Here is a 16,909-nt window from a genome sequence, read left to right as displayed (position 1 = left end):
CTAACAACACAAGGAAAGGCCAACACCCCAAAAAGCACAGCCAAAAAAACCACCGCACAGGCCCAAACCCCTGCCCGTTCACCGCACCGCCGACTTCCCCCCATCCGCCACCGGCCCTTCATCCTCAGCCGCCGCATCGCGAGTCTCCGGCATCGCCGCCCACACCAGCAATACAGCCAACGCCCCAGCCGCGGCCAATCCAAAAAAGCTCACAGCATTGCCAAAATGATCGGCGACAAATCCAGCAGCGGTAGTACTCAACGTAGCCCCAATCCCAGCCGCCAACCCAAACAATCCAATACAAAGGTTATAACGCCCCTTACCGCCGGCCACATCGGCGGCAATCAACGGCAGCATCACGCCAAACACCGCAGCACTCAACCCATCGAGCATCTGCACCGGCACGAGCAAATAAGGGCTGCTGATCCCGGCAAACAACAACGCCCGTATCGGCAACGCCGAAAACCCGAGCAGCAGAATCGGCCGACGTCCCCATCGCTCGGCCGAGCGTCCGACCCACGGCGACATCATCGCCACGATCGCCTGCGGCACGATGATGCACGCGGCAATCACGAGTTGCACGTTGTCACCCATGCCGGCCGTCACTTCGCCGGCAGCGAGATTGAGCATCGCCGCATTCGACAAATGGAACAGCACGATACACGCCGCGAACAACAGCATCCGCTTGTCGCGCAGCAATTCGCGCAGACTCTCGCGCCGCTCGATCTGCTGCGGCGTCGGCGCGGACTTCGGCAGTTCGACGGTGTCGGTGCGCTGGATCATCGTCAGCGCGAAGAGCGCGGGCACGGCGAGCGCGGCGGTCAGCCAGAACACCGCGCGCGGCGAATAGTATTCGCCGAACACGCCCATCAGGCCGGCCGCGACAGCGCTACCGATCGACGCCCAGCGCGCATTGCGCCCCAACCGATCGCCGAGATTCGCTCGCCCCACCAGCGCGAACGAGATCGCGGCGAGCGCCGGCGTCAGCATGCAGCTCGCGAAGCCGTGGAAGACCTCGGCGGCGATCACCGGCAGCACCGTCGGGCTGACGGCCAGCAGTACCGCGCTCAGGATGATCGCGATGATTGCCCAGGCCGCCGCGCCTTTCTTGTTGCGCAAGGCATCGACGGCGGCGCCGCCGGGCACCTGGCTCACCATCGCGCTGATGGTGCCCACGGAGAGCGCCATGCCGATCTCGCCCTGCGTCCATTTATGCGAGGCGAGATAGGACGCGATGAACGGTCCAAAACCCGTCTGCACATTGGCGACGAAAAAATTCAGCCAATCGAGCGCGCGCAAGCTGCGCGCCGTTACCAGAGTGCGGCCTATCATCGGGCCGCCCGTGCGTTGGAAACCGCCGTGGACGTGGCCGCGGCAGCCGGCGCCGCAACAGCGGCGGGTGCGGAAGCAGGAGCGGGCGCAGGCGCGGGCGGTGGCGCCGGCGACACCGCGCGTATCGGTTTGTCGCTGGCGTATGGCGGTGTCGCGTTGATCTGCGCATCGCTCAAATCCATCAGCGGATGCAGCTCCTTGTCCTTCGTCACGAAGCGCAGCGCCGACCAGTTGGCGGCAATCGTGCGCCGTTCGGTGCTGACCATGCCGTTGACGTCGAGCACGACCGCCTGCGGCTGCGCGTTGGCGTCGATCAATACATCGATCACGCGGCCGACCTTGGCGCCGTTCGAGCGCTCGACGGTTGCGTCGATCAGCGGCAATTGCACGGCAACCGAGGCGGCTTTGGCCGCGTTCGCCGGGACCGCGGCAGCATTCAGTGTGATGGGGGCGGCCTTCGCCGTTGGCGTGAAGCGGAACGCGCTCCACGGGAAGTTCACCTTGCGGTCGCCGACACCCAGGAAGCCTTGCAGGTTCACGACCATCTCACGCGGCTTGCCGCCGGCGTCGGCGATCAGATCGACCGCGCGTCCGACCACTTTGCCGTCGGGCTTCTGCACTTCGCTATCGAGCAGCGCGCGCGCCTCGTTGCGCTCGATGGTGCGCAGCACGATCAGCGGCGGGGGCGGCGGAGGGGGCGGCGGAGGCGCCGTGACAACAGGCGGCGGGGGCTCAACCTTGTGCGGCTTGACGACCGGCTTCTTCGGCTTTCTCGATTGCTCGGGTTCGGCCGCTTCGGTCTCGACCGGTTCGGGCGCGGACGCGGCCACCGGCGCGCTGGCCGGCTCGACGGGCATCACCGTGGCGTCGACGATCGGCGCCTGCTGCGGGCCCCACAGCAGGCTGCAACCGGACAGCGCGAACAGCGCGAACACAGCAAGAATCAAGAGACGCCAGGCAGGACGCGAAAAACCGCCGCTCATCAAGAAGGACTCCATGGGCCGGTGCGGACGGGCGCAGTGAGCCGCCGCAGTTAAAACAGGTACGGGCCAGAGTGTAACCCGCGACGTCGGGCGGCCCCGGTTTTGCAGGCGATCTGACAGGTTGGCCCAAGCACGGTTCATGCCGCGCTCCGCCGATTCACTGGCTCATCGAAGTCCATTTTCACGCGTGAAAACCATCAAAACCCTGTCAGATCTTCATGACAAACCGTAGGTGTAAACACGCGGACCGTGAAGCCGGTTTGCCGTCCCTTAAAGGATATAAGCATCGCGACATGTCAGGCATGCCATCCATGCGATGGGAGATATATTTGTGTTGCCCTACATTTCGAGACAGCAAATAAGACCCCAACCCACACTAAACCAACGCAACGAGACGAACCTGATGACGACCGAATCGACGGCCGTTTCAGCACGCTGATAAAGGAGGCACTCATCATGATGGAACCCCACGCCCAACCGATTTCTGAAGTCGGCGCCGAATCATTCGACGGAAAGGGCTTTCTCGACCGCTACTTTGAAATCTCCTCACGCGGCAGTTCGCAGCGTCAGGAGATCGTCGCGGGCATCACGACCTTCCTCGCGATGGTCTATTCCGTGTTCGTCGTGCCGGGCATGTTCGGCAAAGCGGGCTTCGACACCAGCGCGGTGTTCGTCGCCGTGTGTCTGACCACGGCTTTCGGCTCGCTGCTGATGGGCGTGTGGGCGCGCCTGCCGATCGCGATCGGCTGCGCGATTTCGCTGACGGCGTTCACCGCGTTCGGCCTCGTGCTCGGCAAAGGCCTGCATCCGAATGTCGCCCTCGGCGCGGTGTTTCTGATGGGTGTCGTGTTCACCGCGATCTCGGTGACGGGCGTGCGTTCGTGGATTCTGCGCAATCTGCCGACGGGCATCGCGCACGGCACGGGCATCGGCATCGGCCTGTTCCTGCTGCTGATTGCCGCCAATGACGTGGGCCTCGTCGTGAAGAATCCGGGCGCTGGTCTGCCGGTCGCGCTGGGCAATATCACCGCCTTGCCGGCCATCATGTCGGTGGCGGGTCTGGCGGCCATCTTCGGTCTGGTGCGCCGCCGCGTGCCGGGCTCGATCCTGATCGTGATCGTGGCGATTTCGGCGATCGCCTTCGTGATCGATCCGGCCATGTCGTTTCACGGCGTGTTCGCGGTGCCGTCGCTCAGTGCGCCGGGTCACGCGTCGCTGATCGGCGCGATGGACATCAAGGGCGCCTTGTCGATGGCGGTTCTGCCTAGCGTGCTGGCTCTCGTGATGACCGCGGTGTTCGACGCCACCGGTACGATCCGCGCCGTCGCCGGACAAGCGGGCCAACTCGATGAAAACGGCCGCATCATCAACGGTGGCCGCGCCCTGACGGCCGACTCGCTGAGCTCGATTTTCTCGGGCCTGCTTGGTGGCGCACCGGCAGCGGCGTATATCGAATCGACGGTCGGCGTGGCGGCAGGCGCGAAGACCGGCATGGCCGCGGCGGTGGTCGGATTGCTGTTCCTCGTGGTGATGTTCTTCTCGCCGCTCGCGGCCCTCGTGCCTTCGTACGCGACGGCGCCCGCGCTGATGTACGTGGGTCTGCTGATGCTCTCGAACGTCAGCAAGCTGCATATGGACGACATGGTCGACGCGATGTCGGGTCTGATGTGCGCGGTGTTCATCGTGCTGACCGCCAACATCGTGACGGGCATCATGCTCGGCTTCGCGACGCTGGTGATCGGCCGCGTGGTCAGCGGCGAGTATCGCAAGCTGAACGTGGGCACGGTTGTGATCGCCGTCGTGCTGGTCGGTTTCTATCTCGGCGGCTGGGCGATCTGATCGTCACGTCATAGGCTCGGGCGTTGCCTGGGTCTCGCCGGGTTGCAGTATCGATCTGTTGAATCTGTGCTGGAAAGCGAGAGCAAAGTGGTGCGATTCTGGCCGCCTTGCTCGAGCCTGTAGTCGGTTGTTCTCCACCTTTGACGCGGCGCGTTGCAGAGGCTATCTGCGGCACGCCGCGTATCTTTTTTTGCCGCGCTCCCCCTTTACTTTCCACGCGCTCTACGAAAGCGCGTACCTGTCCTTGACATCCTTCGCTGCGTTTCTATACTTAACCTCATGGTTAAGTTTAACGAAGCGCTACTGGATCGCACCTTTGCCGCGCTGTCCGACCCGACACGGCGTGCGTTGCTCGCGCGTCTATCGTCGAAAGATCTGTCGGTCAGCGAGCTCGCCGAGCCGTTTGCGATGTCCTTGCCTGCTGTGATGAAACACCTCGACGTGCTGAGCGAGGCGGGTCTCATCACACGCAACAAAACCGGCCGCACGGTGGCGTGCCGCCTGTCCGCCGGGCCGATGGAAGAAGCGATGGCATGGCTTGGCCGCTATCAGCGCTTCTGGTCCGAATCACTCGATCGTCTTGCCGCTTTCGTCGAAGAGGAACAAGCCCCATGTCCACCCAGCCCAGCCTCACCCTCCAGCGGCGTCTCAACGCCGCGCCCGCCAAAGTCTTCCGCGCCTGGACGGAACCGGCGCAATTCATGACATGGATGCATCCGGGCGGCTCGGACGTGGTGCGCGCGGAGCTGGATGTGCGGGTCGACGGGCGTTACGTGATCGTCTATCGCAAGCCGGACGGCAACGAGGTCGAGGTCGGCGGCCGGTATCTGGAGGTGCTGCCCGACCGCAAGCTTGTTTTCACATGGGTGTGGCGCTATAGCCCGGAGCATGAGTCGCAGGTCACGCTGCTGCTGGAACCGGACGGCGACGCCACATGGCTCACGCTCACGCACGAACGTCTCGCCGACGATGCACAGTGCGAGGATCATCGCCGCGGCTGGACCGACGGGATCGATTCGCTCGAACGCTACGTGGCGTGATGTCGTTTGTATTCGTTAGTCTGCACGACGCAGAGAAGGAGACGCATATGGAACCGCAACACCGTACTGGGTCGAGAGAGGAATGGCTGGCCGCCAGCACGGCATTGTTAGCCGAAGAAAAGGCGCACATGCGCGCCGGCGACGAACTCGCGCGCAAACGCCGCGCGCTGCCGTGGGTGAAGGTCGACAAGACGTATACCTTCGATACGCCGCAGGGCCGCAAGACGCTGGCCGATCTGTTCGACGGACGCAGCCAGTTGATCGTTTATCACTTCATGCTGGGCGCCGATTGGGAAGAGGGCTGCGTCGGCTGCTCGTTCCTGTCGGATCACATGACCGGGATCGTCACGCATCTCGAACATCACGATGTGTCGTACGTGACGGTGTCGCATGCGCCGCTCGCGAAGATCGAGGGTTTCAAGAAGCGCATGGGCTGGACTTTCCCGTGGGTGTCGTCGGCCGGCAGCGACTTCAATTTCGACTATCACGTGTCGTTCACGCCCGAACAGTTGGCGAGCAAGAAAGCGTTTTACAACTTCACCGAGCAGGACGTCGGCATCGATGAGCAACACGGCCACAGCGTGTTCTACAAGGACGAGAAGGGCGACGTGTATCACACGTATTCCTGCTATGGGCGCGGCGATGAACGCTTCATCAACACCTATGCGCATCTGGACGTCACGCCGAAGGGCCGCAATGAAGACCGTAGCCTGACCGACTGGGTCAGACATCACGACCGCTATGAAGAGAAGATGCAAGGCGGCTGCGCCGCGTGCGGTTGACGGACCGCGGCGCTAGCTCAGGCTCGCGTTGAAAAGCGGGGACGTCATGCACCTTGGCGTCCCGCTTCGTAAAACAGCGCGAACAGTTCCGACTGTGAATTGACGTTCAGCTTCGTATAGATGTGCTTCTTGTGCGCGCGCACGGTCTCGAACGAGATCGTCAGTTTCTCCGCGATGGCGCGCGTCGAAAATCCACTCAAGGTCAGCATCGCCACTTCCACCTCGCGTGCCGTGAGCGATGCGCGGCCACCCGACGATGCGACCTGTTCGAAGCGCGCGGCGTACGCGGGGGTGTCCGTGGGTGCTAGTGTTTCAGTTGCCGTTTCGGCGCTGGCCTCGGTCAGGGTCGACCGCGTCGCATCGAATCCCTCGTATGGCAAGCGCTGTCGCAACAGCGCAATCACCCACGGCGCGCACAGCGCGAGCACGGCCAGATCACGCTCGCCATAGCGATGCGTCGCGCCCAGCGAAAAGGCGAGCGTGTGCCGCGCGTCGATCATGTAGTTGAAGTGCACCTCGTCGCCGACGATATTCTTCCTGAAGTACCGCTGGTAGTAATCGGTCATCGAGAAGTTGTCGGGCGCGACATCGGCCAGCGTGACGAAGCCCGACGCGGGCGTCTCGGTAGCGGCGATATAGAACGGATCGAGTTGATAGAGCGCGGCCAGATAGTCCTGGAACATCGCATCCACGGTGCCGTCCGGCGTCGGCGATTCGGCGCACACGAGCGGCGCTTCGCCGGATGTGAAGCGCAACGCGACCCAACTGTCGAAGGCCACATAGCGTTCGAGCGCGCGCGTGAGGCGGGTCCAGAAGTGCGCGCTATCGAGGGCTTCGATAACCGCGCCGATCTCGCGATGAAAGGCCAGATCGCGCCATTCGAGTTCCATGCGTGCTCCGATGAGGGTAACCCAGCAGGGTAATTACGAACAAAAATATGTCTGGTAATAATAGGCCCAACCTGATCGCGGGGCGGCCTAAAACGGCCGCTATTCAACGCGAAGCGAACCGGCATGGACGGCAACTAAATTGCATGGGACCCGAGTCAGCACTGACTCGGGTCGACAGGAGACAGAATGCTTCAACTCGAACTGGCACAGATTCCCGTCGTGGATGGCGCCGTGGGCGTCGGCGGCGCGAACGTGCAACGCGTGCTGCAAATCATCGGCCAGCGTTCGGCCGGAACCGATCTGATCGTGTTTCCCGAGACGACGCTGTCGGGCTTTCCGACGCGGCATAACGTCGGCGAAGTGGCGGAAACCATCGACGGTCCTTCGCTCACGGCCGTGCGCCATGCGGCGCGTGAAGCACGCGTGGCGGTGGCGGTGGGCCTCGCCGAGCGCGACGGCAGCCGTTTTTTCAACACCACGGTGCTGGTCGACGAACGCGGCGAGATCGCGCTGCGTTATCGCAAGACGCACCTGTGGGCGTCGGACGTCGGCGTGTTCGAACCGGGCGACCGCTATGAAGTATGCAGCTTCAAGGGCATGACCGTCGGTCTCTTGATCTGTTACGACATCGAATTCCCCGAAACAGCGCGAGCGGTCGCCTCGCTAGACGCCGATCTGCTGATCGTGACCAATGGCAACATGGACCCGTTCGGGCCGGTGCATCGGCGGGCCATCGTGGCGCGCGCCATGGAAAACCAGATGTTTGCGGCGCTCGTCAATCGTATCGGTCCGGGCGACGACAACCTCACGTTTCCCGGCGAATCGGCGCTGATCGATCCGTTCGGCGACGTGGTGTGCGACGCCGGCCAGCAGGAAACCGTGCTGCGCGCGACGCTGGATCGCGCGCGTCTCGAAGGCGCACGCGAACACTACCGTTACCTGCACGACGCGCGCATCGCACTCGATCTCGCCACCGAAGACGGCGCGCAGGGACAACGCGCGCGCGTGATTCGCTCGCGCTGAAGCAAACGCTCAGACAGATAAACGACCGGGCGCGTGCCGCTTTGGCGGCGGCATGCACAAGCCCGGCAAATCAGTAAAGACATCGGCGCGAATCCCGCGCTGCCAGCAAGTCCGATCGATCCGGCTCGACTGGGGCGCGTGCCATGCCGCGCCCGGGGCGACGCCTGTCCATTCGCAAGAGGAGACACCGTATGACTTCATCATCATCCGCCGCTGAACCCACGGCCCCGCGCAGCGCGCATCTGAAGCGCACGCTCGGCCTGCCTTCCGTCCTGCTGTTCGGCCTCGCCTACATGGCGCCGCTGATTGTCTACGGGACGTATGGCGTGCTGGCGAGCGCCAGCCACGATACGGCGGCGCTCGCCTATCTGATTGCGCTGGTGGCGATCGTGTTCACCGCGCTCAGTTACGGCAAGCTCGCGCGGCTTTTCCCGGTGGCAGGTTCGGCCTATACGTACACGCGCAAGAGCTTCAACCCGCATCTCGGCTTCATGATCGGCTGGGCCACCTTGCTCGATTATTTTTTCCTGCCGATGGTGATCTGGCTGATCGGCGCGGCGTATCTGAGCGCCGCTTTTCCGCATGTGCCGAGCTGGATCTGGATCGTCGCTTTCATCGTGCTGACCAGTGCGCTGAACATTCTCGGCATCGAACTCGCAAACCGTTTCAACATCGTGCTGATGGTGGTGCAACTGGCGATCGTCGCGTTGTTCGTCGTGCTGTGCTGCCACTATGTGACGGCGGCCGTCGGACCCGGCGGCCTCATTTCGGCCGAGCCGTTCTTCAAGCCGCACGTGCCGCTCTCCGCGACGATGGCGGGCGCCGCGATCGCCGCGTATTCCTATCTCGGCTTTGATGCTGTCTCGACGTTGACGGAAGAAACCATCGCCCCTGAGAAGACCATGCCACGTGCCATCGTGCTGATCGCGCTGATAGGCGGCGCGATCTTCGTGATCGCGGCATACACGGTGCAGCTCGCGCATCCGGGCGCGGTGTTCAAGGACCCGGATTCGGCGGCCTTCGAAGTCGCGCGCAAAGTGGGCGGCGATATTTTCGTCACGGTGTTTCTGGCGGGCCTGATTCTCGCGCAGTTCGCCTCGGGCATCTCGGCGCAGGCGAGTGTGGGACGTCTGTTGTATGCAATGGGCCGAGACGAGGTGCTGCCTAAACGGATCTTCGGTTTCGTGCATCCGAAGTTCAAGACGCCGGCGCTGAACATCGCGATCGCGGGCGCCATCGGTCTGGTCGCCTTGAAGCTCGATGTGGCGACTTCGACGTCGTTCATCAACTTCGGTGCGTTCCTTGCGTTCACGGCTGTCAATCTCTGCGTGATCCGCCAGTTCTTCAACGCGAAGGGCAGTGCGAATGCAATGGGTGTGATCGGCGGCCTGCTGTTCCCGCTGGCTGGCGCGCTCGCAGACGTCTGGTTGCTGGTGAGTCTGGAGAAGACGGCGCTGGTGCTCGGCGCGGTGTGGTTCGTGTTGGGCTTGTGCTATCTCGGCTGGATCACGCGCTGTTTTCGTCAGGCGCCGCCGGAAGTCGCGGTTTGATGGAACGGCTTGCGCTCATGGGTGAGCGTGGCCGTAGTGGGAGTGACGCCGCCGCGCGTGGCGTCACGCTCGAAGCGCTCGTGTTCAAAGCGACATGTCGAAGGCGGGCCTGAGGAACAGTTCGATCGCCATCACGACGAGTCCCATCGCGGCAGCCGACAGCGTCAACGTACCGTATTCGTCGTAGCGTGCATCGTAGAGACACGCCACGACGAAGAGAATCGCCAGCAGATTGGTTAGCCAATCGAAATTCAGCGCCAAAGTCATCGATCAAATCCGGGCTCATGTGCGGCTCGGATTGTCGAATCGCACGATCAGGTGAGCGCGATTCTATCGAGTCGAGCTTACGGATTCGCAACGGCGACGCTTACACTAATTACGCCCTGGAGGGCGCTGCGGGCGCCCCGGAAGAAGTCCTCTCGGGGTGTGCCCTGTAGGGCGCCCCAAAAGAAAATCCCCTCGGCTTACACCGCGGACGAAGCCCGCTCGGGGGACAGCATGTCGTGCTCGATCCAGTCGATCACTGACGTGCGCTTCGGCTGCCACCCCAGCAGCTTGCGGGCGCGCTCGCCGCGTACGCGGCTATTCGAGCCGAGGCCGTACGAGGCCATTTCATAACCCCATTCCTTCTGCGCTTCTTCGAGCGGCCAGTCTTGCGGCGCGCCGAGTTTCATCGCGCGCGCAATCGCGGCGCTCATGTCGCGGAACGATGCCTCGCCGCTTTCGACGAAGTAGAAGGTGCCCGCCGGCGTCTTATCCAACGCGAGGCGATACAGTTCGGCGACATCGTCGATGAACACGTTCGACCAGATGTTGCCGCCGCTGCCCACATGACGCACCACGCCGCTCTTTTGCGCCTGACGCACGAGGCGCGGCAACTGCACACTCGCGCTGCCCGGCACGGCGCCATGACCGTAGATCAGCGTGTTGCACAACACGGCCGAGCGGATGTTCTGCTGCGCGGCATCGAGCACCAGTTGATCGATGGCGACGCGCGCGGCCTTGTCCGCGGTCGGCTCGGGCAGCGCGTCCTCGTGATAGATACGCGCCTGACCCGCTTCGCCGCCCGACGCATCGCCGACGATGCTCGAACCGCTCGTATGCAGAAACGTTTTGCCGGAGCCCGCGAGCCCGTCGATCAGCGCCTTGACCGCGCCTTCATGATCGCTGCTCGCGGCATTGATGACGGCGTCGGCGGCTTGCGCTTCGGCGATCAGCAACGCGTGGTCGTCGAGCGTGCCGATCACGGGTTCGATGCCGAGGCGTTGCAACTCGGCGCTATGGTCGGGGTTGCGGATCAAACCGCGCACGGTATGGCCGGCGCGCGCCAGATGCGCTGCAATCGAACCGCCGATAAAACCGCTTGCACCAGTGATGAAAATCTTCAAGACGTTCTCCTTGATGAGAAACACGATGACATGCACGCAGTATCCGCCGACTTGATTCTCGCAAAAACCGTGTTAGTCTCAAATCAATCTTGATTTGAAATCAACAATGAAAACATCCACCGACGAGTTGCTGGTGTTCGTCACGGTGATCGACAGCGGCTCGATCACCGCGGCTGCGGAGAAATTGGGCCAAACCGTCTCCGGCGTGAGCCGCGCGCTCACGCGCCTCGAAAAGAAACTCGACACTGCGCTGGTGCGGCGCACGACGCGCCGTCTGCAACTCACCGAAGAGGGCGAGACCTTCCTGCAGCGCGCGCGGGCGATTCTGGACGCGATGGAAGAGGCCGAGGAGTCCGTCACGCGCGGACGCGAGCGACCCTCGGGGCGCCTGCGTGTCGATGCGGCGTCGCCCTTCATGCTGCATTGCGTGGCGCCGCATATGACGGCGTTTTCGGCGCAGTATCCGGAGATCAGGCTGGAGCTGACCAGCAATGAACGGATCGTGGATCTGCTGGAGCAGAAGGTGGATATCGCGATCCGTATCGGCGAATTGCAGGATTCGACTTTGCATGCACGCGCCCTCGGCACCAGCAAGCTGAGAGTGCTCGCGAGTCCGGCGTATCTGGCCGAATATGGCGAGCCGAAATCGGTGGAAGCGTTGCGAGAGCATCGGCTGATCGGCTTCACGGCGCCGGAGCATTTGAATCGCTGGCCGTTGCGGGAAGGGCGCAAGGGCGGGGCCGAGTCGCTGAAGATCGAACCGGCGATCACCGCCTCGAGCGGCGAGACGTTGCGGCAACTGGCGCTGTCGGGTTGGGGCATCGCCTGTCTCGCCAATTTCATGAGCGCGGCCGATGTGCGCGAGAAGCGTCTCGTGCCGATTCTCGCCAACGCGCTGGTGGACGAGCGGCAGCGGGTGAGCGCGGTGTACTACCAGAGCGCGTCGCTGGCGGGGCGCGTGCAGTGCTTCCTGGATTTCATCGCGGCGCGCGTGAAGCTTTAGCCACGCTGTCCCATTACTTGCCCAATAAGAAGGAGTTCGCGGGTCGCCTGAGCACGCGGGCTTTTTTGCGTCACAAGAAGCCTTTCCTATAACGCTCTTATAGGCAGCGAAGCGCGCCCGTTCGCCAGTGAAATCTTTTTGTCCGTCTCGCGCCTGCCATTTTGAACGTGTATATACAAGTTGAGGCCCACGTCGCCCGGAAGGCGATCCGCAGCGCGCGGCCGCCGGAAATCGCCGCAGTGGCAAGATCCAAGCCAAGCGTGCATCCCGCCCTAATGGAAACCCCTGGGGCAAAACCTCAAAAAACAAGTTGTATATACAAGCCGACGTCGCTAGACTTCTCTCAAATTGTATAGACAGGACGACAACCATGATGAATCTGAAGCCCGGCCACCTGACTCTCCCGCAACTGCGCCAGATCGCTCGCGAACACGTCGCGTTGCAACTCGATCCCGCCAGCCACGCCGCGATCGACGCCTGCGCGCAAGCCGTCGCCGATATCGCCGCGAAGGGCGAGCCGGCCTACGGCATCAACACGGGCTTCGGGCGCCTCGCCAGCACGCATATCCCGCATGACCAGCTCGAACTGCTGCAACGTAATCTGGTGCTCTCGCATGCCGTCGGCGTGGGTGAGCCGATGTCGCGTCCTGTCGTGCGTCTGTTGATCGCGCTGAAACTCTCGAGCCTCGGCCGTGGTCACTCCGGCATCCGCCGCGAAGTGATGGAAGCGCTGATCACGCTGTACAACGCCGACGTGCTGCCGGTCATCCCGGTGAAGGGTTCGGTCGGCGCATCGGGCGACCTCGCGCCGCTCGCGCATATGTCGGCAACGCTGCTCGGCGTCGGTGAAGTGTTCGCGAAGGGCGAGCGCATGCCGGCCACCGAAGGTCTCGCGCTCGTCGGCCTCAAGCCGCTCACGCTGCAAGCCAAGGAAGGTCTGGCGCTGCTGAACGGCACGCAAGCTTCGACCGCGCTCGCGCTCTATAACATGTTCGCCATCGAAGACCTGTACCGCACCGCGCTGGTGTCGGGCGCGTTGTCCGTGGACGCGGCAATGGGTTCGGTCAAGCCGTTCGACGCGCGCATTCACGAACTGCGCGGCCATCAAGGTCAGATCGACGCGGCCGAGGCGTACCGCTCGCTGCTGCAAGGCTCGGGCATCAACGTCTCGCACGCCGATTGCGACAAGGTGCAGGACCCGTACAGCCTGCGCTGCCAGCCGCAAGTGATGGGCGCGTGTCTGGATCAGATGCGCCACGCCGCGAACGTGCTGCTGCTGGAGGCGAACGCCGTCTCCGACAATCCGCTGATTTTCCCGGACACCGGCGAAGTGCTGTCGGGCGGTAACTTCCACGCGGAACCCGTCGCTTTCGCCGCCGACAACCTCGCGCTCGCCGTCGCCGAAATCGGCGCGCTGGCCGAACGCCGCATCGCGCTGCTGATCGACGCGACGCTGTCGGGCCTCCCGCCGTTCCTCGTGCGCGATGGTGGCGTGAACTCGGGCTTCATGATCGCTCACGTCACGGCCGCCGCGCTGGCCTCGGAAAACAAGACGCTCGCGCATCCGGCTTCGGTCGACTCGCTGCCCACTTCGGCAAACCAGGAAGACCACGTGTCGATGGCGACGTTCGCTGCGCGCAAGCTCGGCGACATTGCTGAAAACACCGCGAATATTCTGTCGATCGAGTTGCTCGCCGCCGCGCAAGGCGTCGATCTGCGCGCGCCGCACAAGACCAGCCCGAGCCTGCAGAAAGTGATGGACGCAGTGCGCAAGGACGTCGCGCATTACGAGCTCGACCACTACTTCGCACCGGATATCGCGGCGGTCACGCGCCTCGTGCAGAACGGCACGATCGCGAAGCTGAGCCCGTTCTCTTTCGTGTCCGAACAGTAAGCCTCAACGCACATCAAGCCAATGAACGCACCGGCCTACCAGGGCATCAAGGACTTCATCCTCGCGCGCATTCATGCGGGCGAATGGGGTGAAGGCGACCAGGTGCCCTCCGAAAACGAGCTCGCGCGCGAATTCAACGTGGCGCGCATGACGGTCAACCGCGCGTTGCGCGAGCTGACCTCGGAGCAGGTGCTCACGCGTGTGCAAGGGTCGGGTACCTTCGTGGCCCGTCCCAAGTACGAATCCACACTGGTGGCGATCCGCAGCATCTCCGACGAAATCGTCGCGCGCGGTCATCGTTATCAGGCGAACGTGCTGCACATCGGCGCGAGCATCGCCGACGAAACGCTCGCCGAGGAAATGCAGGTGAGCGCGGGCAGTCCGGTGTTTCATTCGCGTGTGCTGCATTTCGAAAACGACGAGCCGGTGCAACTCGAAGAGCGCTGGGTCAATCCGGCAGTCGCGCCCGAGTACGCGCTGCAGGACTTCACGAACACCACGCCGAATCAGTATCTCGTGCGTGTCGCGCCGTTGCAGCGGGTCGAGTACCGCATCGAGGCGCTGGCCGCTGATGGCGATACCCGCGAGTTGCTGACCATGGACGAACTCGAACCCTGCCTCGTGCTGCATCGGCGCACGTGGTCGCAAAGCCAGGTCGCTTCGATCGCCAATCTGTGGCATCCCGGCAGCCGTTATCGCTTCACCGGACATTTCTGACAACGCCGTTTTTGCCGTACCCGAATCTTTTTCGACCATCTTCAAGCATTCCGAGGGCCATCATGAACAACCCGAAACACATCGACCCGCGTCTCGATCCCACCCGCACGATCCGCGCACCGCGCGGCGCGGAAAAGACCTGCAAGACATGGATCGCGGAAGCCGCGTACCGGATGATCCAGAACAATCTGGATCCGGAAGTCGCCGAGCATCCGCATGCGCTGGTCGTGTACGGCGGCATCGGCCGTGCCGCGCGCAACTGGGATTGCTTCGATCAGATTCTCAAGTCGCTGAAGGATCTCGAAGAAAACGAAACGCTGCTGATTCAATCGGGCAAGCCGGTCGGCGTGTTCCGCACGCATGCCGACGCGCCGCGCGTGCTGCTGGCGAATTCGAATCTGGTGCCGCATTGGGCGACGTGGGAACACTTCCACGAGCTCGATCGCAAGGGCCTGATGATGTACGGCCAGATGACGGCGGGCAGCTGGATCTACATCGGCAGCCAGGGCATCGTGCAGGGCACCTACGAGACGTTCTTCTCGGTGGCGAATCAGCATTTCAACGGCGATCCTTCGGGCCGCTGGATTCTGACGGGCGGCCTGGGCGGCATGGGCGGCGCACAGCCGCTGGCGGCGACGATGGCCGGCTTCTCGATGATCGCGGTGGAATGCGACGAGACGCGTATCGATTTCCGTCTGAAGACGCGTTACGTCGACAAGAAAGCCGCGACGCTCGACGAGGCGCTCGCCATGCTCGAGGAAGCGAAGAAAGCAGGCAAGCCGGTGTCGATCGGCCTGCTCGGCAACGCAGCGGATGTGTTCGCCGAATGTGTGACGCGTGGCATCACGCCGGATTGCGTGACCGACCAGACCAGCGCGCACGATCCGATTCACGGCTACCTGCCGCAAGGCTGGAATGTCGAAGACTGGCGCGAGCGTCAGAAAACCGTGCCGGACAGCATCGTGCTGCCGGCCAAGCAGTCGATGGCCAAGCAGGTGCAAGCCATGCTGACGCTGCAGGAACGCGGCGCGGCCACGCTCGACTACGGCAACAACATCCGTCAGATGGCGCTGGAAATGGGCGTGGAAAACGCCTTCGATTTCCCTGGTTTCGTGCCGGCGTATATCCGTCCGCTCTTCTGCGAAGGCAAGGGCCCGTTCCGCTGGGTCGCGCTGTCGGGCGATCCGGAAGACATCTACAAGACCGATGCGAAGGTCAAGGAACTGATCCCCGACGATCCGCATCTGCACAACTGGCTCGACATGGCGCGCGAACGTATCGCGTTCCAGGGCTTGCCGGCACGGATCTGCTGGGTCGGCGTGAAGGATCGCTATCGTCTGGGCCAGGCGTTCAACGAGATGGTCAGGAATGGCGAGCTGAAGGCGCCGATCGTGATCGGCCGCGATCACCTCGACACCGGTTCGGTGGCGAGCCCGAATCGCGAAACGGAATCGATGAAGGACGGCTCGGACGCGGTCAGCGACTGGCCGCTGCTCAACGCGCTGCTGAATACGGCGGGCGGTGCCTCGTGGGTCTCGCTGCATCATGGCGGCGGAGTCGGCATGGGCTTCAGCCAGCACTCGGGCGTCGTGATCGTCGCGGACGGCACGGATGCGGCGAAAGAACGCCTCGGCCGCGTGCTGTTCAACGATCCTGCCACCGGCGTGATGCGTCACGCGGATGCGGGTTATGAACTCGCGCAGGAAACGGCGCGCGAGGCAGGTCTCAATCTGCCGATGCTGGGCCGTTGAGCGTGACGCTTCACAGCATGCATGTCGGCAGCGGGGCAAGCCTCACGCTGATTCGCGGCGCCGACCTCGTGGCGGCGCCGTGGAAGAACGGCGGCGGCGTCACGCGCGAAGTGGCGGCGTTTCCCGAAGGCGCGGGGCTCGATGCTTTCGTGTGGCGGTTGAGCGTTGCCGATGTCGCGCAAGCCGGGCCGTTCTCGCGCTTTGCGGGTATCGATCGCACGCTCGTGTTGTTATCCGGCGCGGGCATGTTGCTCGATGAAGCGGATAGCGCGCACGGTATGAAGACGCACGCGTTGACGCAAGCGCTCGACATAGCCCGTTTCACCGGCGAGGCGCAGATCGACGCGCGTCTGGTCGATGGCGCGACACGCGACTTCAACCTGATGGTGCGGCGTAACGCGGCGCAGGGTGAACTGGAAGTATGGCGCGGCGTAACGCAACGCACGCTTTCCGCCGACGCGGTCCTGCTGTATTGCGCGGAAGGCTCAGTATTGGTCAAACCGGGCGATTGCGAACCGCTGTCGCTCGCAACCGGCGACACGCTGCGCATCGACACGCCAAACGCGCTGTCATGCACGGTCGAAGGCGCGGGCGCGTTGCTCGCAATCAGCATCCGCTACACGCAACGATGACGACGATTCGCGTGCGTGCTCGCCGCTTATGTCACAGCAGTCACGGCACGCGCACGCGCACGCGAACCACCACAGACACGCAACA

The 16,909-nt window shown here is 63.3% G+C and carries 16 protein-coding genes; 11 read left to right on the top strand and 5 right to left on the bottom strand.

Annotated features, from left to right (window positions below; all coding sequences use genetic code 11):
* Positions 1-78: 78 nt before the first annotated feature.
* Together P0D73_RS05880 and P0D73_RS05875 are read right to left on the bottom strand one after the other, a co-directional pair.
* Positions 79-1,332 (bottom strand): MFS transporter, encoded by a 1,254-nt coding sequence (locus P0D73_RS05880; protein ID WP_132375084.1) that lies wholly within the window; start codon positions 1,330-1,332, stop codon positions 79-81.
* Positions 1,329-2,315, bottom strand: a complete 987-nt coding sequence (locus P0D73_RS05875; RefSeq protein WP_408179325.1) for a PRC-barrel domain-containing protein — start codon at positions 2,313-2,315, stop codon at positions 1,329-1,331. The genes P0D73_RS05880 and P0D73_RS05875 overlap by 4 nt, the downstream gene beginning before the upstream one ends.
* 456 nt (positions 2,316-2,771) lie before the next feature.
* Between P0D73_RS05875 and P0D73_RS05870 the strand changes: the two genes are divergently transcribed.
* The 4 genes from P0D73_RS05870 (at position 2,772) to P0D73_RS05855 (ending at position 5,976) form a co-directional block, all read left to right on the top strand.
* Positions 2,772-4,154, top strand: coding sequence for an NCS2 family permease (locus tag P0D73_RS05870; protein ID WP_132375083.1), 1,383 nt, complete (start codon positions 2,772-2,774; stop codon positions 4,152-4,154).
* A 279-nt stretch (positions 4,155-4,433) separates the two neighbouring features.
* Positions 4,434-4,859: an ArsR/SmtB family transcription factor gene (locus P0D73_RS05865; RefSeq protein ID WP_132376937.1), complete on the top strand. Its 426-nt coding sequence runs from the start codon at positions 4,434-4,436 to the stop codon at positions 4,857-4,859.
* Entirely contained in the window at positions 4,856-5,194 is a 339-nt protein-coding gene (locus P0D73_RS05860) for an SRPBCC family protein (RefSeq protein ID WP_408430240.1), read from the top strand. The genes P0D73_RS05865 and P0D73_RS05860 overlap by 4 nt, the downstream gene beginning before the upstream one ends.
* A gap of 47 nt (positions 5,195-5,241) precedes the next feature.
* The gene (locus P0D73_RS05855) at positions 5,242-5,976 is read left to right on the top strand and encodes a DUF899 domain-containing protein (protein ID WP_408430238.1); all 735 of its coding nucleotides are present in this window, start codon (positions 5,242-5,244) and stop codon (positions 5,974-5,976) included.
* Between the two features lie 44 nt (positions 5,977-6,020).
* Here the strand turns inward: P0D73_RS05855 and P0D73_RS05850 are convergent, their stop codons facing one another.
* Entirely contained in the window at positions 6,021-6,866 is an 846-nt protein-coding gene (locus tag P0D73_RS05850; RefSeq protein ID WP_408430235.1) for a helix-turn-helix transcriptional regulator, read from the bottom strand.
* Between the two features lie 186 nt (positions 6,867-7,052).
* Between P0D73_RS05850 and P0D73_RS05845 the strand changes: the two genes are divergently transcribed.
* Both P0D73_RS05845 and P0D73_RS05840 read left to right on the top strand, forming a co-directional pair.
* A complete protein-coding gene (locus P0D73_RS05845; protein ID WP_408318506.1) occupies positions 7,053-7,889 on the top strand; it encodes a carbon-nitrogen hydrolase family protein in 837 nt (278 codons plus the stop codon).
* A 191-nt stretch (positions 7,890-8,080) separates the two neighbouring features.
* Positions 8,081-9,439, top strand: coding sequence for an APC family permease (locus P0D73_RS05840; RefSeq protein ID WP_408179320.1), 1,359 nt, complete (start codon positions 8,081-8,083; stop codon positions 9,437-9,439).
* A gap of 84 nt (positions 9,440-9,523) precedes the next feature.
* Here the strand turns inward: P0D73_RS05840 and P0D73_RS05835 are convergent, their stop codons facing one another.
* Entirely contained in the window at positions 9,524-9,706 is a 183-nt protein-coding gene (locus P0D73_RS05835) for a hypothetical protein (protein ID WP_012432554.1), read from the bottom strand.
* A 197-nt stretch (positions 9,707-9,903) separates the two neighbouring features.
* Complete coding sequence (locus P0D73_RS05830) at positions 9,904-10,827, bottom strand: NAD-dependent epimerase/dehydratase family protein (protein ID WP_408179319.1); 924 nt, start codon at positions 10,825-10,827, stop codon at positions 9,904-9,906.
* A gap of 106 nt (positions 10,828-10,933) precedes the next feature.
* Here P0D73_RS05830 and P0D73_RS05825 point away from each other — a divergent pair, with 106 nt between their 5' ends.
* The 5 genes from P0D73_RS05825 (at position 10,934) to P0D73_RS05805 (ending at position 16,824) form a co-directional block, all read left to right on the top strand.
* A complete protein-coding gene (locus tag P0D73_RS05825) occupies positions 10,934-11,830 on the top strand; it encodes a LysR substrate-binding domain-containing protein (RefSeq protein WP_408179318.1) in 897 nt (298 codons plus the stop codon).
* Positions 11,831-12,200: 370 nt separating this feature from the next.
* On the top strand, positions 12,201-13,724 hold the full coding sequence (gene hutH, locus P0D73_RS05820; protein ID WP_408179317.1) for a histidine ammonia-lyase: 1,524 nt from the start codon (positions 12,201-12,203) through the stop codon (positions 13,722-13,724).
* Positions 13,725-13,745: 21 nt separating this feature from the next.
* On the top strand, positions 13,746-14,441 hold the full coding sequence (hutC, locus tag P0D73_RS05815) for a histidine utilization transcriptional repressor HutC (protein WP_408179316.1): 696 nt from the start codon (positions 13,746-13,748) through the stop codon (positions 14,439-14,441).
* Positions 14,442-14,503: 62 nt separating this feature from the next.
* Complete coding sequence (gene hutU / locus P0D73_RS05810) at positions 14,504-16,192, top strand: urocanate hydratase (protein ID WP_132375075.1); 1,689 nt, start codon at positions 14,504-14,506, stop codon at positions 16,190-16,192.
* A 17-nt stretch (positions 16,193-16,209) separates the two neighbouring features.
* Positions 16,210-16,824, top strand: a complete 615-nt coding sequence (locus tag P0D73_RS05805) for a HutD/Ves family protein (protein WP_408179331.1) — start codon at positions 16,210-16,212, stop codon at positions 16,822-16,824.
* Positions 16,825-16,909: the final 85 nt, after the last annotated feature.

Source organism: Paraburkholderia sp. RL18-101-BIB-B (assembly GCF_046026985.1).
Taxonomy (GTDB): Bacteria; Pseudomonadota; Gammaproteobacteria; order Burkholderiales; family Burkholderiaceae; genus Paraburkholderia.
This window is presented reverse-complemented; position numbering and strand designations above follow the sequence as displayed.

Coding starts and splice junctions, on each gene's coding strand:
- P0D73_RS05855 (WP_408430238.1), top strand. CDS start 5,242: ATGGAACCGCAACACCGTACTGGGTCGAGAGAGGAATGGCTGGCCGCC.
- P0D73_RS05805 (WP_408179331.1), top strand. CDS start 16,210: ATGCATGTCGGCAGCGGGGCAAGCCTCACGCTGATTCGCGGCGCCGAC.
- P0D73_RS05875 (WP_408179325.1), bottom strand. CDS start 2,315: ATGAGCGGCGGTTTTTCGCGTCCTGCCTGGCGTCTCTTGATTCTTGCT.
- P0D73_RS05845 (WP_408318506.1), top strand. CDS start 7,053: ATGCTTCAACTCGAACTGGCACAGATTCCCGTCGTGGATGGCGCCGTG.
- P0D73_RS05840 (WP_408179320.1), top strand. CDS start 8,081: ATGACTTCATCATCATCCGCCGCTGAACCCACGGCCCCGCGCAGCGCG.
- P0D73_RS05880 (WP_132375084.1), bottom strand. CDS start 1,332: ATGATAGGCCGCACTCTGGTAACGGCGCGCAGCTTGCGCGCGCTCGAT.
- hutU (WP_132375075.1), top strand. CDS start 14,504: ATGAACAACCCGAAACACATCGACCCGCGTCTCGATCCCACCCGCACG.
- P0D73_RS05860 (WP_408430240.1), top strand. CDS start 4,856: ATGACATGGATGCATCCGGGCGGCTCGGACGTGGTGCGCGCGGAGCTG.
- P0D73_RS05825 (WP_408179318.1), top strand. CDS start 10,934: ATGAAAACATCCACCGACGAGTTGCTGGTGTTCGTCACGGTGATCGAC.
- P0D73_RS05835 (WP_012432554.1), bottom strand. CDS start 9,706: ATGACTTTGGCGCTGAATTTCGATTGGCTAACCAATCTGCTGGCGATT.
- hutC (WP_408179316.1), top strand. CDS start 13,746: ATGAACGCACCGGCCTACCAGGGCATCAAGGACTTCATCCTCGCGCGC.
- hutH (WP_408179317.1), top strand. CDS start 12,201: ATGATGAATCTGAAGCCCGGCCACCTGACTCTCCCGCAACTGCGCCAG.
- P0D73_RS05870 (WP_132375083.1), top strand. CDS start 2,772: ATGATGGAACCCCACGCCCAACCGATTTCTGAAGTCGGCGCCGAATCA.
- P0D73_RS05850 (WP_408430235.1), bottom strand. CDS start 6,866: ATGGAACTCGAATGGCGCGATCTGGCCTTTCATCGCGAGATCGGCGCG.
- P0D73_RS05865 (WP_132376937.1), top strand. CDS start 4,434: ATGGTTAAGTTTAACGAAGCGCTACTGGATCGCACCTTTGCCGCGCTG.